14 protein-coding genes are annotated in these 13,126 nt (G+C 31.0%); 13 read left to right on the top strand and 1 reads right to left on the bottom strand.

Annotation, left to right across the window (positions count from 1 at the left end; translation table 11 throughout):
* The first annotated feature begins 149 nt into the window (after nucleotides 1-149).
* The 6 genes from LC076_RS00005 to LC076_RS00030 all read left to right on the top strand — a co-directional run bounded on the left by LC076_RS00005 (nucleotide 150) and on the right by LC076_RS00030 (nucleotide 4,410).
* Nucleotides 150-590 (top strand): DUF6376 family protein, encoded by a 441-nt coding sequence (locus tag LC076_RS00005; protein WP_226666132.1) that lies wholly within the window; start codon nucleotides 150-152, stop codon nucleotides 588-590.
* Nucleotides 591-765: 175 nt separating this feature from the next.
* A complete protein-coding gene (locus tag LC076_RS00010) occupies nucleotides 766-1,299 on the top strand; it encodes a small multi-drug export protein (protein ID WP_226665183.1) in 534 nt (177 codons plus the stop codon).
* A gap of 534 nt (nucleotides 1,300-1,833) precedes the next feature.
* Nucleotides 1,834-2,187 (top strand): DUF6054 family protein, encoded by a 354-nt coding sequence (locus tag LC076_RS00015; RefSeq protein WP_226665184.1) that lies wholly within the window; start codon nucleotides 1,834-1,836, stop codon nucleotides 2,185-2,187.
* A gap of 209 nt (nucleotides 2,188-2,396) precedes the next feature.
* Nucleotides 2,397-2,879 (top strand): GNAT family N-acetyltransferase, encoded by a 483-nt coding sequence (locus LC076_RS00020; protein WP_226665186.1) that lies wholly within the window; start codon nucleotides 2,397-2,399, stop codon nucleotides 2,877-2,879.
* A gap of 393 nt (nucleotides 2,880-3,272) precedes the next feature.
* A complete protein-coding gene (locus LC076_RS00025; RefSeq protein ID WP_226665188.1) occupies nucleotides 3,273-3,827 on the top strand; it encodes a hypothetical protein in 555 nt (184 codons plus the stop codon).
* Nucleotides 3,828-4,011: 184 nt separating this feature from the next.
* Nucleotides 4,012-4,410, top strand: coding sequence for a hypothetical protein (locus LC076_RS00030; RefSeq protein WP_226665190.1), 399 nt, complete (start codon nucleotides 4,012-4,014; stop codon nucleotides 4,408-4,410).
* A 306-nt stretch (nucleotides 4,411-4,716) separates the two neighbouring features.
* On the opposite strand, the gene LC076_RS00035 is transcribed toward LC076_RS00030, so the two are convergent.
* On the bottom strand, nucleotides 4,717-5,994 hold the full coding sequence (locus tag LC076_RS00035) for an aminotransferase class I/II-fold pyridoxal phosphate-dependent enzyme (protein WP_226665191.1): 1,278 nt from the start codon (nucleotides 5,992-5,994) through the stop codon (nucleotides 4,717-4,719).
* Nucleotides 5,995-6,449: 455 nt separating this feature from the next.
* Here LC076_RS00035 and LC076_RS00040 point away from each other — a divergent pair, with 455 nt between their 5' ends.
* From LC076_RS00040 to LC076_RS00070, 7 genes are all read left to right on the top strand, one after another.
* Nucleotides 6,450-7,370: a WD40/YVTN/BNR-like repeat-containing protein gene (locus LC076_RS00040; RefSeq protein ID WP_226665193.1), complete on the top strand. Its 921-nt coding sequence runs from the start codon at nucleotides 6,450-6,452 to the stop codon at nucleotides 7,368-7,370.
* Complete coding sequence (locus LC076_RS00045) at nucleotides 7,348-8,208, top strand: hypothetical protein (RefSeq protein ID WP_226665195.1); 861 nt, start codon at nucleotides 7,348-7,350, stop codon at nucleotides 8,206-8,208. The genes LC076_RS00040 and LC076_RS00045 overlap by 23 nt, the downstream gene beginning before the upstream one ends.
* Nucleotides 8,209-8,242: 34 nt before the next feature.
* Nucleotides 8,243-8,686: a hypothetical protein gene (locus tag LC076_RS00050; protein ID WP_226665196.1), complete on the top strand. Its 444-nt coding sequence runs from the start codon at nucleotides 8,243-8,245 to the stop codon at nucleotides 8,684-8,686.
* Nucleotides 8,687-8,957: 271 nt separating this feature from the next.
* The gene (locus LC076_RS00055; protein WP_226665199.1) at nucleotides 8,958-9,917 is read left to right on the top strand and encodes a ribose-phosphate diphosphokinase; all 960 of its coding nucleotides are present in this window, start codon (nucleotides 8,958-8,960) and stop codon (nucleotides 9,915-9,917) included.
* Nucleotides 9,918-10,102: 185 nt separating this feature from the next.
* A complete protein-coding gene (locus LC076_RS00060; protein WP_226665201.1) occupies nucleotides 10,103-10,456 on the top strand; it encodes a n-acetylglutamate synthase in 354 nt (117 codons plus the stop codon).
* Between the two features lie 213 nt (nucleotides 10,457-10,669).
* Entirely contained in the window at nucleotides 10,670-10,843 is a 174-nt protein-coding gene (locus LC076_RS00065) for a DUF3934 family protein (protein WP_226665203.1), read from the top strand.
* 651 nt (nucleotides 10,844-11,494) lie between these two features.
* On the top strand, nucleotides 11,495-12,424 hold the full coding sequence (locus LC076_RS00070; RefSeq protein ID WP_226665205.1) for a cupin domain-containing protein: 930 nt from the start codon (nucleotides 11,495-11,497) through the stop codon (nucleotides 12,422-12,424).
* Nucleotides 12,425-13,126: the final 702 nt, after the last annotated feature.

The following is a 13,126-nucleotide window of genomic DNA, read 5'->3' on the forward strand; positions in this document are numbered from 1 at the left end:
GTGTGTGTGTGGTAACCTCACTTTTAACCTAAAATTCAGGGGGTGGCAAGTTTTTTGCATTTAAAGCCCTATAAATCAAGGAATTATTAACTTTTTAATATAAAAGTTTTGACAATACGGATAAATATACGGAGGTTATTTAATTGAAAATGAAGCTAATGGTTTTTTCAATTACGACAATGTTGTTTCTTGGAGGATGTTCATTGCTCGAGGATGTAAATAATTCAGTTACTTATGTGAATGAAGCAACAGAGTATGTGGGTGAAGTGAATACGTTTGTTTCAGAAGTACCCACACTCGCTGAACAAGCAGTAAGTGATGAACTGGCACGACTAGATTTAGAGTCAAAACTAACTGACATGAAAGAAGATATTGAAGCATTTAATGAGCTTCAAGCACCTGAACTTGCGAATGATCTTCATCAACAAATTATCGAACATAATAATACAGCCCTTGAAGGAATTGATTTGTATTTACACAATATTAAAGACGGAAAATTTGATACTGCTTTACTTGAGAATAGTGAGTTTTTCACATCTCTTCAAGAGATAACAGATACAGTTGATCAAATTAAAGAATTAGGATTATAAAAGCATCTTGGACTAAGGTAATATCTGTTAGCTTGTGACTTACGTAGTAAAGCTATTGATAATTAAATTTTCAACTTGCTTACCTTAGGAGGATCACCCCCATTGATTTAGGGAATTTCACCAAATATTCAATGTAATTATAATTTCATTGAATTGAGATGGAAGGGAGAATGAAATGTTTATATCATATTTATTAGTTTTTATTTTGGCAGCTGTACCATTGTTTGAACTTATTGCTGTTATTCCATTAGCAGTTATTGGAGGCTTATCCCCGATACCTGTTGCAATACTAGCTTTTCTTGGGAATTCTCTAACAATACTTTTATTGATTTTGTTTGTTGATAAAGTCAAAACATGGATAAGAAAGAGAAAACAAAAAAGAATGATTGGTAGTGGGCAACAAGCAGCTACTCTCGAGGATGAAGCTGAAGTAGAAGCAGACTCAAAGAAGGCAAAACGTGCTAGGGTGTTATTTGACAGATATGGATTGCCAGGTCTAGCGATTATCGGCCCATTCTTTGTTGGTTCACATATTTCTGCTTTTATGGGAATGAGCTTTGGCTCTAAAAGGTCGTTAGTAACAACTTGGATGCTTGTTAGTTTAGGTTTATGGACAATTGTAACAGCTGTTGCCTCAAGCTATGGTGTTTCTTATTTTATTCCGAACGTAGGAGAAGATGGATTTATCACTAAGATTTTTCAGCAATAAGTAAATTAAGAACAGACCATCAAGGAATCTTTTAAAGTTAAAAGTACAATTGATAAATATAAACCTTATTTAGAAAGTAGTTTAGTTCCCGTTCAAATACATTATTTGATAGATCTTCTAAATAAGAAATAGTTTTAAAATGAGTAACGACATAATATCATTTTAAAAAAATAAATGACATTTAACAGACCAATCATACTATGGTTCGGTCTGTTATTTCTGCACTTATATATTCTAAAGCTATATAATTAAATATTCTTATAAATGAAAATAAAGTCGAAACTCATAGTGTTTTGTTACGTATATACAATTGTAGCAATATATCACTAATTTAAGTTTTATATTAAGGCTGTTTTCACAAACTTTGTTACTTTTAAATACCTTAAGCAATCAACACTGTTGTATAAAGTCTAGAGGCATCTTTTCTTCATAAAAAATAATACCCTTTTAGTTGGAAGACACTGTTTCTACTCCAATTTGTGGTTACATAGCAACAATTGTTCAGAAAAGAGCCTATATTAAAGGAGAGCTACAATGAAGAAATATTCCGAATTTAAACTAAATATAGAACCCTTTGAAGCCTCAATGAAAATAACAGAAAATAGTGAAGTTAAGGAACTAATCGTGTTCTATGATTATAAGGTAGCTGGTGATGGTAATAAACGAATTAGTATACTTGTGTTAGAGAAGTTTTTTCTGCGTAATAATAGTACAGCATCTTTAACAGTAACGATCGACAATTTTGAAGGAGAGACCGTAATGAAATGTGTTTCGACAGGGAACGGAGAAGGATTCTTTGATATAGGATGGGGAGCTGGTAAGAGCTTTATTAATTCGGTTCGTCACCCTTTGGAACAACATATAGTTGAAGTAGTTCACGAAGATTAATTTTTTTCCTTAGGTTATCTATATACAAAGATTATAGGTATCAAACAACATGCGGCTCCATTTGTTTTAGCAGATTTTCATTTTGAAAAATTCAAGATGAAATCAATATTTTAACAAGACTAGTAAAATGAGGAAGAGTAGTAGAAAATGTATTCATCTGACTTTAAAACTTAGTTAAATTGAGGAAAAAATCCAGGAGGAAACACTTAATGGAGCATAACACAATAGTCACATTGAAACACTTTTCACTCGAACATTTGGAGCATTTAAACTCTTTTCAACTTCCAAAAGATCAAGAAAAATTCACAGCATTACCTAACGAGGTTATGAATGTAAAAGAGGGACAATTTCGAATTGTTATAACAAGCAATGACATTCCAGTTGGATTTTTCCTTTTACATTCTACGAAAAGAGTAATGCAGTATACAGATAATTCAAAAGCAATGCTACTAACAGCATTTTCTATTAATTATTCAACTCAAGGTCAAGGGTTTGCTAAAAGAGGAATGCTGTTATTGAAAGCTTTTATTAAGAAGGAATTCCCTACTTGTAATGAAATTGTTTTAGCTGTAAACCATAAAAACATTCCCGCACAAAATCTTTATAATAAAGTTGGGTTTCATGATACAGGCAGAAGAAAAGTAGGCGTTATTGGAGAACAATTTATTATGAGCTTACTTGTTACTCCCTAGAAAAAAATTTTTTCATTATAGTAACTCTTCATTGCTTCAAAAATACAAAAGCTTAACTCTTGAAAATCAAAGTGTTTTCAAATCTTACTGCATGTATTAAATAAAGTTACATAAGAAGACAAATTAATTTTTAAAAAATATTCTGATATAACTTAAATTATCAATAAATATCTATGTAAATATTGTAAAATGAAAAATACACTGTTTGTTCATAGTGTTTTATTGATGTATTTAGCTTAATTGTTTTTGTTACTGCTTCTGAAAACACCTTCATTTTTTTTATTGAGATAAGGTAAGGATGTAAGGAATCACAGAACTTAGAGAATAGTTGCTCTACACCAAGGAACAAAGCAAGGATGTGATCATATTTTTCACGATGGATTTCCAAAAAATTTGAAAGATGACGTTAATAAAATAAATAAACTCATTTCGCAAAAAGCCTATAATAATATCACTATTGGAGAGTCAGAGGAAATTGTTGAGTATTTTCAAGATAATAACGTCATTAAATTTCCTTATCGAATTTATTACATCGATAATTCAGATGAATTTATAGATAGTTTAAATGATCAAGAGAAAATGATTGTGCATTGTATTTATTCAAGAAGTTGTGACGGTTTTGTACGACAAAAACATATGAATTCATTGCTTTTAATGGATTATGAAGATTGGGTTATAGCCTACATCGTAAAAATATGTGATGAATATGTCCTAGAAATAGTAGAAATGACTTATGAAATCTTAAAAGAGCAGAACACAGAACGAATCAAGAAATTTTGTCATCAAAATCATCTTTCATTTTGCAAAAGTTATAACAGAATGATTAGCTATTGGAATGAATATTACCGTTATAAAAACAATAATTTTCAACAATATATCGGTAGGAAACTATTTAAAGATTGTTTTGGATACTCTAAATCAATGGAATTTATAAAAATGAGTATGTGAAACATTATACATCTAGCTAAATGCATTCCTGTAAAAAAACAGGGATGCATTTTCTTTTAAAATGAATAATAGGAAAACAAGGTAAAATATAAAATAATTATTAGGATAGTAAAACGAATGATTTGATTTTATTTAGTAACCAATAATGAAAATGGTCGTCTAATGAAATACGGGGGTGTTCAGTGTGAAGAAAATTATTCTAACTAATTTTTCTGCATTGCTTTTTTTAGGACTACTTGTTTGTTCTAATCAAAATGAACAAGAAAGTATTATTGACCAAAATTATGTTAAAAGCAATGAGCTAGAAAGAAAGGTTTTCAAAAAAGATGATGTCAGAGAAATAGTATGGAGGCAACTGTCTTCAAATCAAAAAGAATGGATTGATGATAGTTGGAGAGATGGAAAGGTATCTAAAATATTACTGAATGAAAATATGACCACTGAACTTAATGATATATCATATGAAGGAAAAGAAGTCTACATGATTGATTTTCCTACAAAAACCAAATCTATTCCAGACAATATAATTGTTTATGCAGACGTAATTACTTTTGCTTACATTGGTAACGGTCTAGTAGATTAAAATACAAAAAACAGACCCATTTTTACTTCCTATTTACAATGAATTAATGTTTCTTCTCTGTTAACGGGCACTTTAGTTTAACTTGCAAAAGATTTAAAAGAAAAAAAGCCTGAAGGTTGTCGGAATTTCCATCAAGCTTTTTGTATTTTTTTGTCGAATATGTTTTAAAATCGCATGTTATTTTTGTTATGATATTAGATTTTCTCCACGATATCGTAAGTAATGATTTGAATGTCGTATCCTAAATTTAATTTGATGGTTCCACTGTTAGAAAAGAAATCAGACAAAACTACCAGCAGGATCCACTCAATTATTTAACAGTTTTTTAATACTTGTCATTTTAATACATACACACAGTACTTCAATAGCTGTTTTTAATTCAGTTAATGATGGAAAAGTTGGAGCAATTCGAATATTTCGATTCCTAGGATCTTTACCATAAGGAAATGTTGCTCCAGCAGACGTTAATGTTACTCCAGCTTCAGAAGCAAGTTTAACCGTTTCCGTTGCACAACCATCAAGTGTATTTAAACTGATAAAATATCCTCCTTTTGGATTACTCCACGAAGCAATATTTAGTTCACCTAACTGTGATTGTAAAATGCTTGTTACCATATCAAATTTTGGTTTAATGATTTCAGCTTGTTTTTTCATATGGTGATTAATATTTTCAAGATTCTTAAGAAAACGAACATGTCGAACTTGATTGATTTTATCAGGACCAATTGTTTGAATGGCAAGTTGCTTCTTAATAAAAGCAATATTATCTTCACTTGCTGCCATTGCTGAAACTCCTGATCCAGGGAAAGTTATTTTTGATGTGGAAGCAAATATAAATACTCTATTAGGATTATCAGCTTCTTTACAGGCTTTTAACATATTTTTTAATTGAGAAGGTTCATTTGTTAAATGGTGAACTGTATACGCATCATCCCAAAAGATTTTAAAATCTGTTGCTTTTGTTTTCATATTTGCAAGACGTGTTACTACTTCATCACCATATGTAGTTCCATCTGGATTACTATACTTTGGAATGCACCAGATCCCTTTTATCGATTCGTCTTTTTCAACAAGTTCTTCAATTTTATCCATATCAGGACCATCATCTAACATGTCAATTGTGATCATTTCAATGTTTAATAATTCACATATAGCAAAATGTCTATCATATCCAGGACTAGGACACAAAAATTTGATTTTCGGTTCTTTTCCCCATGGTATGCTACTGTCAATCACACCGTGAAGTAAAGCTCTTGATACCGTGTCATACATCATATTTAGACTAGAGTTTCCGCCAATAATTACTTCTTTTGGATTAACTTGAAGCATTTCAGCAAAGAGTTTCTTAGCTTCATCTAGACCATCTAAAGAACCATAGTTACGAATATCTATTCCTTCTGAGACATGCAGTGATTCATCTGAAATACTCAGTAAATCTAATGAAAGATCAAGCTGTTCAGGACTAGGCTTTCCTCTGGACATATCTAAAGAAAGATTACTTTCTTTGATTTCTTGATATTCATCTTCTAATTTAGTATAAAGCTCAATTAATTGTTCTTTGTTCAAGTTTGTTAAATCAGTCAACAGTAATACCCCCTAAATAGTTACCACAATAAATAACTATTCGCTTAGTTTATAGATAATCCTTTAATTATTTTACTTCCATGTTTCATTGAAAAATCTGATTTATCGTGAAAAATATATTGGGCAATTTACTCATTAATAAATGAATTTTCTATTAAAACGTCACAAATCCAATGGGTATTTATGGTAATATACTAATAAGGTATAAAAAGGTAAATTTAAACTACAATGATTACATTCATAGAAATTATATTACTCATTTTATTTATTCAATTTTTCGAGACTCAAAATGCAAAACGTACAAAGATAGAACAAAATGAAAAGGTAATTCTATAGTAGTAGAAATCAAGAATAAGAGAGAAAGAGCATTGTACTATTTTTCTTTCTTAGAATATATAAAGATAAGCCATATTTTTGTTTCTTTAAGGGGAATATTTACATAAGGAGTTCTTTAAGTGAAAAAATTGATACTTGGAGTATCTTTTATTATGATCATTAGCTTAGTACTTGTGATGATTAGGTATCAAAATGCTCCTCAAACATCACTTCCTAATTTTAATCAAGAATCTAAAAATGATCTCAAAAAACCTCAGGTAGAAGAGTTACAGCCAATTGACCCAATTAAATTGATCAGTTATTCATTACAAAATGAAAAGCTACACATCACATTTGATAAAGGAAAGAACTGGATTAAAGTTCCAGTTGATCACAACCAATTATTTTATGGTGATTATCATGGCAACAAGAAACAACTGATTGAAAATAGTTATATTATAACGAACAATCGAATTGCTTTCATTTATAGTGATCATCACAAGGTTTTATTATCTTATTCTACTAATCAAGGAAAAACATGGGATCAACATGTTATTACGGAACAGTTTACGGCTATAAGATTTAGAAAAGTAGAATTTCTTAATGATACATTCGGATATATCATTATTTCGGGCAATCGAACGATGTCTCAGGAATCATCACATGTTTTTTTAACAACTGATGCAGGGGAAAATTGGAATGAAACAACAAATTCAGGGATAACGAGATTAATTTCAGATGGAGGTTTTATTGATGTATCTACTGGATTTCTTTCTTTTGGCACGATAAACCCTCAGGAACCAGATCTTTATTTTACACATGATTCAGGAAACTCCTGGAAGAAAGCCACTTTTCTTATTCCTGAAAAATACAAACAAATCTTTGTATCAGCAGAAATACCCGTAAAGGAAAATGACGGGCTGGCTGTACTGGTTAATCAAGGTCCTAATGGTGACTATAAGGGTGGGAATGTAAAAGGAAAATTCATTTCAAAAGATAGCGGGAAAACATGGGAGTTTTCAATGGAGGTTTCACCAAATGAAACAGAAAACATGGAATAAAATAATTGGTTTCATTTTATTTCTTTTTGCAATTGGATTGTTCTGTTTGCAAATTGGACTCTTATTATTTTCTAAAAAATATCAAGTAGAGTATATTGACAACCGATTATTTTACATTTTCAATATTTTCTGTGTTACTTTTTTAACGCTAGCAATCTTACTTTTAATAAAGCTCACAAGAAAAAACAAATTTTATGGTGCTTTTATTGTGGTGAGTTTCATCATTCTACATAGTATTCTCATTTTTGATAGTGAACAGAGAATAAACAATGTAACAAGTATATCACCTAATTTCAAGCATGTTTTATCTGTGAAAGAAAATGTAGAAAGTGGCGACACCTTTTATTTTAGATCTTATTACGGTATTTTAGCTCGACCTAAAGAAAGATTACCTCAGTCTATTGATGGAAATTTCAAAGTAAAATGGTTAGCAAATGATGTTGTAGCGGTGACATATAAAGCAGCAGATCAAACACTTCAGCAATTCATTGGAACTTATGGTGATCGGGGGAGTGGTCATTCTTATTATTATGTTGGGGCAGAAATTCACGGTAGGTGGGAAAGTCAAAATATCACTGTTATCAGTAATCAAGAAGGGATATCTGTTTCTGAAAATGGTAAAACTCAATTGTTCCTTTGGGATAACATTGTTCAGTTTGGCACAATTGCTATTGTTTTAAAGAATCATAATGAAGCAGCTTGGACCATCTCACTAGATGAGAGCTTTAAAGTTGATTCTGATTCTACTAAACCAAAGGTTGGGACGATCACATTGTATAAAGCAACTATGAAAAAAAACCATCCAATTACACTGAACTATAAATCTTTAGAAAAATAAAAATATCATGAATAGAAGGGTATGTTATGTAGGTATGAAAAAAATAAGTATAATTGTATTATTGTCTTTTGTTACCTTCACTTCATCAGCCCAAGGTTTAAGTTGGGCTTTCCCCTTTGTCGTATGGGAAGGTCATGTCTATGAAGTGACGAATGAAAAAGTCTCGGAAAGTGATATTGGTCAAATCATTGGAGAAGTCAAAACAATCCCTGATGATATGACAGGAGAATATTATGGAAATGCCTCAAATGCTTATCCAAAGGGAACAAAGTATTATAAAATAAACAATCTAAAAACAGATACAAACATTGCGGTCGAAGTGGAAGAAAACCAATGGAAAAAAGCTTCATATACACATGATGCGCCTTTTCATTGGATGAATTTACTTTCAAAGATCCTTCCTTTTATTATCACAATTTTAATCATCTTCATTCTATTTGTTGGTTTTAGAAAATTGAAAGCAAATTTCACTTCCTAGTACAAACAAATAATGTATATAATTTTAACTACTTAATCCTGTTCAGTTCATAGTTAAATAATGTAGCTAATAAGATTTATCATTCAATTAATTTCAAAATATTTCAAAAAGCTCAGTGTTAACCTTAAAAATACATAAAAAAAAGAACACATGATACAAAAAAAATTTAATTTTATCAAAATTGTCGCTATTGAACGTTTTAAGAATAGTGTAGAATAGAATTATGTCGAATGATAAAATATAAAAATTCCTTGGAGGTTTTCGCTTTATTATGTCTAATCAACACGAACATGAAGATTCTAATATGAAAGTATTTTCGTTAAACTCAGATCCTGTTTTGTCACAGAAAATTTGTGATATTCTAGGAATCGAGTTAGGAAAGAATTCTGTTACTCGTTTTAGTGATGGAGAAATCCAAATAAATATAGAAGAAAGTATCCGTGGTTGTGATGTCTATATTATTCAATCAATTAGCAGCCCAGTAAACGAGCATTTAATGGAACTTTTAATAATGGTTGATGCATTAAAGCGTGCTTCAGCAAATACAATCAACTTAGTTATTCCTTACTATGGATATGCGAGACAAGATCGTAAAGCAAGAGCTAGGGAGCCAATTACGGCTAAACTCATTGCAAATCTTCTTCAAACGGCAGGATCAACCCGTATTATTGCCCTTGATCTTCACGCACCACAAATTCAAGGATTCTTTGACATTCCGATTGACCATTTATTAGGGGTACCAATCTTGGCCGATTATTTCGAAAGTAAAAATTTAGAGGATATTGTTATTGTCTCACCTGATCATGGAGGCGTAACACGTACTCGTAAATTAGCAGATAGATTAAAAGCCCCTATAGCAATTATTGATAAAAGACGTCCAAAACCAAATGTTGTTGAAGTAATGAATATTGTTGGTAATATTGAAGGCAAAACAGCGATCTTAATCGATGATATTATTGACACAGCAGGAACAATTACTTTAGCAGCAAACGCTCTAATTGAAAATGGAGCAAAAGAGGTTTACGCTTGTTGCACACATCCTGTTTTATCTGGACCAGCAATCGAGCGAATTCAAAATTCAAAAATTAAAGAACTAATCATTACAGATTCAGTTACTCTTCCAGACGAAAAGCGAATTGATAAAATCGTTGAGCTTTCAGTTGCTCCTTTAATTAGTGAAGCAATTAAACGTGTACATAGAAAAGAATCGGTGGATGAACTAGTTCAGTAATAGGTGCCTGTCACGCCCCGGTTTTTCTTGTTTCACAATTGTTCCACATGTTTTAAAAATTCAATTACATTTAGCAGTTAAATCAGAGCTACTAGTATTTGGCTCTGATTTTTCATTTCATTTAATTTTTTCATAGCTTTATAATCGGGTTGTTCTATTCCGAATTGAAGGGAGACGTACAAATAATGATTAATTATCATAATCGAACATTTGTAGCCGTTGTTAACACAGAGAATGGTGAAGTTTCTTCTAAAACTGTTTTTCACTACAAACAAGAAGGTGATATACTTTCTGCAACATATAGCGGTGGAGACATTATTAAAGGTTTTCTAATTGGACTTGTTGATGAAAATGGGCATTTACAATTCAACTATAATCATGTGAACATAAAGCAGGAACTAAGAGGTGGTCAGTGTCAGTCTGTTCCAGAAATACTTTCAGATGGAAGATTAAGGCTAGTTGAAAGCTGGAAATGGAATGACAAAGAACAAAGTGAAGGAACTTCTATAGTTGAAGAAGTGAAAGTGGAATGCCTCTAATATTTTAATAGGTTTCACGCTAAAATACATGTCACTTTTTCAAGCTTTTCTAGTAAGAATGAAGCTAATTCGACATTAAAAATGAATACCTATTTAATTCATTCTTTAAATGTTATATGATTAAACTTCATTCTTTTGTTTTTATCCAAATAATATGGTTGAAACTAACTAATGATATAGATAACTTGGGCAAAGAGTATTGGAGTTGATTTGATGAGTAAAGCAAAAGGTAAGGGCGGAACAGGTCGAGGCACAGGTAAAAAGGGTTGGACTCGTTGGCAAAAAGGGGCAAACAAAACGAAAAGTGCAAAACCCTATGTAAGCAAAGGTGTAAAACATGCTGAAGCAAATAAAGCAAATGATAATAATGAAAGTTTGGGAAAATAAGTAACTGAATAATAAAGCTTATGAATGCGATTATCTATAATAGGTAATTGCATTTTTATTTACTTAAAACCTATAAAACAAAAACGAAGCTAGACTCCCTATCAATCTTCAGTTTTAAATAATTATTCATTGATAAAGGTAAAAAAAGGAATTATGATAGAAATACGATGTTTTTTGAAATGAACTTAAATACGGATTGATGCAAAACACTTATTATTAATATAATTCAATAGAATGTACATGTAGGAGGTTTCGATGATAGAGAAAACTACTATAAAAGAGAATATCTTCAACCCCAAACAATACACAAACACTAAAAAAGGATTAACCATATTATATACAATTTTCATTTGTTATTTACAATTAACAAATCATCATCAAATTCTGGTTACAATCCTCATATTGACCACAATTGCTGGGATTATTTATTTTATTTTAAAACTAAATTTTTATAATACAAAGAAAAATACGAAAGATATTATATTTTTGATTCTTTTTGTATTCTTGCTATTATGTGTAATCTATGTTTAATAGTTCATGATTGTTATATTAACATTAACTTCAAACTTTAAAATGAACAGTAATATTAATTATTTAACGTACATTTTCTAAAATTAGGCATATGATACGATGAAAAAACCTTAGAAGGGAATGAGTAAATTGTATTATGTGCCCAATTCGTATCAAACTCTATATTACGGAATTGATAACAGACAAAATTTTAACTCTAATTTAGATCCAAGAGTTCCTCAAACAGACGAAAATCAATCAGAGAATGTACTATTGTCTGTGATGAAACGAGAAGCGACAGCAATCGAGTTTTATAGAAAATTAGCTAATGACACACCAAATGAAACACATAAAAATGAGATTCTACAAGCAATAGAAAGAAAAAAGGCTACTCTTACACAATTCACTAATTTATATTTCAACATTACTGGAAAACAGCCGTTGTACAATACTGATGAAATAACATATCACAGTTATCAAGAAGGTTTACAAAGAGCTTTTAATTTGGAAATCGAAGGATATGAAAATGACCGGAGAAATTATTTTCACGTGCACCAACCACAAATTCATCATATGCTTATGTGGGCTTTAGCAGGTGAACAAGAAAATGCAGCACGTTTTGGTCTATTAAATGAAGATGTAAGAAATCATTTAACAGATTATGGTGCAAAACCATTTGTTATTGACATTGAAAAAGCGACCAAACAAAACAATACATTTCGAACGGCTTTATGGACCGGAAAACATTTGCAACTCACGTTAATGGATATAAAAGCTGGAGAAGAAATAGGCTTAGAAATCCATCCAAACCTAGACCAATTTCTACGAATTGAACAAGGTCAAGGAATTGTAAAAATGGGAGATAGCAAAAATCGTTTAGATTTTCAGAAGAAAGTTTTTGAGGATTATGCTATTATCATTCCTGCTGGAAAATGGCATAATTTAATCAATACAGGTAAGCAATCTCTTAAACTTTACTCGATCTATGCACCTCCACAACATCCATTTGGGACAGTTCATGAAACAAAGGAAATAGCGATGGCTGCTGAAGAAGAACACAATAATAATTGAGGAAATGTTTTTGTACTAAAACAGAGGGTGGGACATGACATAGTAATTAACAAAAATTCCGAACAAAGTAATAGCTAAGTAGATGAAATATACGTAGACTCCTGTGGGATGCAAAGCAACAACCAGACCCAAAAGTGTGTAGCACGGGCTTGCTAGCTTCTTATGGAAAGCGAAGTATATCACAGGAGAGGCGTCACTTCACCTACTATCATTGTTTGGGTTTCAAGTTTGTTAAAATACTTATGTCTCAACCTCTTTCAACAACGGAGGATGATTGTTCCGTTATGAATAGAAAAGCTACTTTAGATGATCTTAGCGGTATTGCCAAAGTTCATATAAATATCTGGAGTTCAACGTATAAAGAAGAGGCTATGGTTGGAGAAAACTATCAGCTTTATTAGATAAAATTATTTATAAAACGGAGGAGATCATGTTGATGAGACTTATATTAAGTTTGTTTCTGCTAGCGAACTTTATATATTTCATAAACTTTCTGTTTTTATCTGGATCTCTTTTAATAAACAAGATATGGCTAGCTACGTTCATTCTTAGTATCTTCCTATCTATCTTTTATTTCTTAACGAGAAATAACCAAAAAAGATACAATCCTTATTTGTTCATTGCACTACTAACTTCTAGTATGAGTTCACTTGGAGTTTATCTATTTTTTTATTTTCTTTTTCACATTCAGGGGTAATTCAT

The organism is Metabacillus litoralis (assembly GCF_020524045.1).
Taxonomy (GTDB): Bacteria; Bacillota; Bacilli; order Bacillales; family Bacillaceae; genus Metabacillus; species Metabacillus litoralis_C.

Bases quoted from the DNA above. Each gene is read 5' to 3' on its own strand.
- LC076_RS00005 (WP_226666132.1), top strand. From the start codon at position 150: ATGAAGCTAATGGTTTTTTCAATTACGACAATGTTGTTTCTTGGAGGA.
- LC076_RS00010 (WP_226665183.1), top strand. From the start codon at position 766: ATGTTTATATCATATTTATTAGTTTTTATTTTGGCAGCTGTACCATTG.
- LC076_RS00015 (WP_226665184.1), top strand. From the start codon at position 1,834: ATGAAGAAATATTCCGAATTTAAACTAAATATAGAACCCTTTGAAGCC.
- LC076_RS00020 (WP_226665186.1), top strand. From the start codon at position 2,397: ATGGAGCATAACACAATAGTCACATTGAAACACTTTTCACTCGAACAT.
- LC076_RS00045 (WP_226665195.1), top strand. From the start codon at position 7,348: ATGAAACAGAAAACATGGAATAAAATAATTGGTTTCATTTTATTTCTT.
- LC076_RS00050 (WP_226665196.1), top strand. From the start codon at position 8,243: ATGAAAAAAATAAGTATAATTGTATTATTGTCTTTTGTTACCTTCACT.
- LC076_RS00055 (WP_226665199.1), top strand. From the start codon at position 8,958: ATGTCTAATCAACACGAACATGAAGATTCTAATATGAAAGTATTTTCG.
- LC076_RS00060 (WP_226665201.1), top strand. From the start codon at position 10,103: ATGATTAATTATCATAATCGAACATTTGTAGCCGTTGTTAACACAGAG.
- LC076_RS00065 (WP_226665203.1), top strand. From the start codon at position 10,670: ATGAGTAAAGCAAAAGGTAAGGGCGGAACAGGTCGAGGCACAGGTAAA.
- LC076_RS00070 (WP_226665205.1), top strand. From the start codon at position 11,495: ATGAGTAAATTGTATTATGTGCCCAATTCGTATCAAACTCTATATTAC.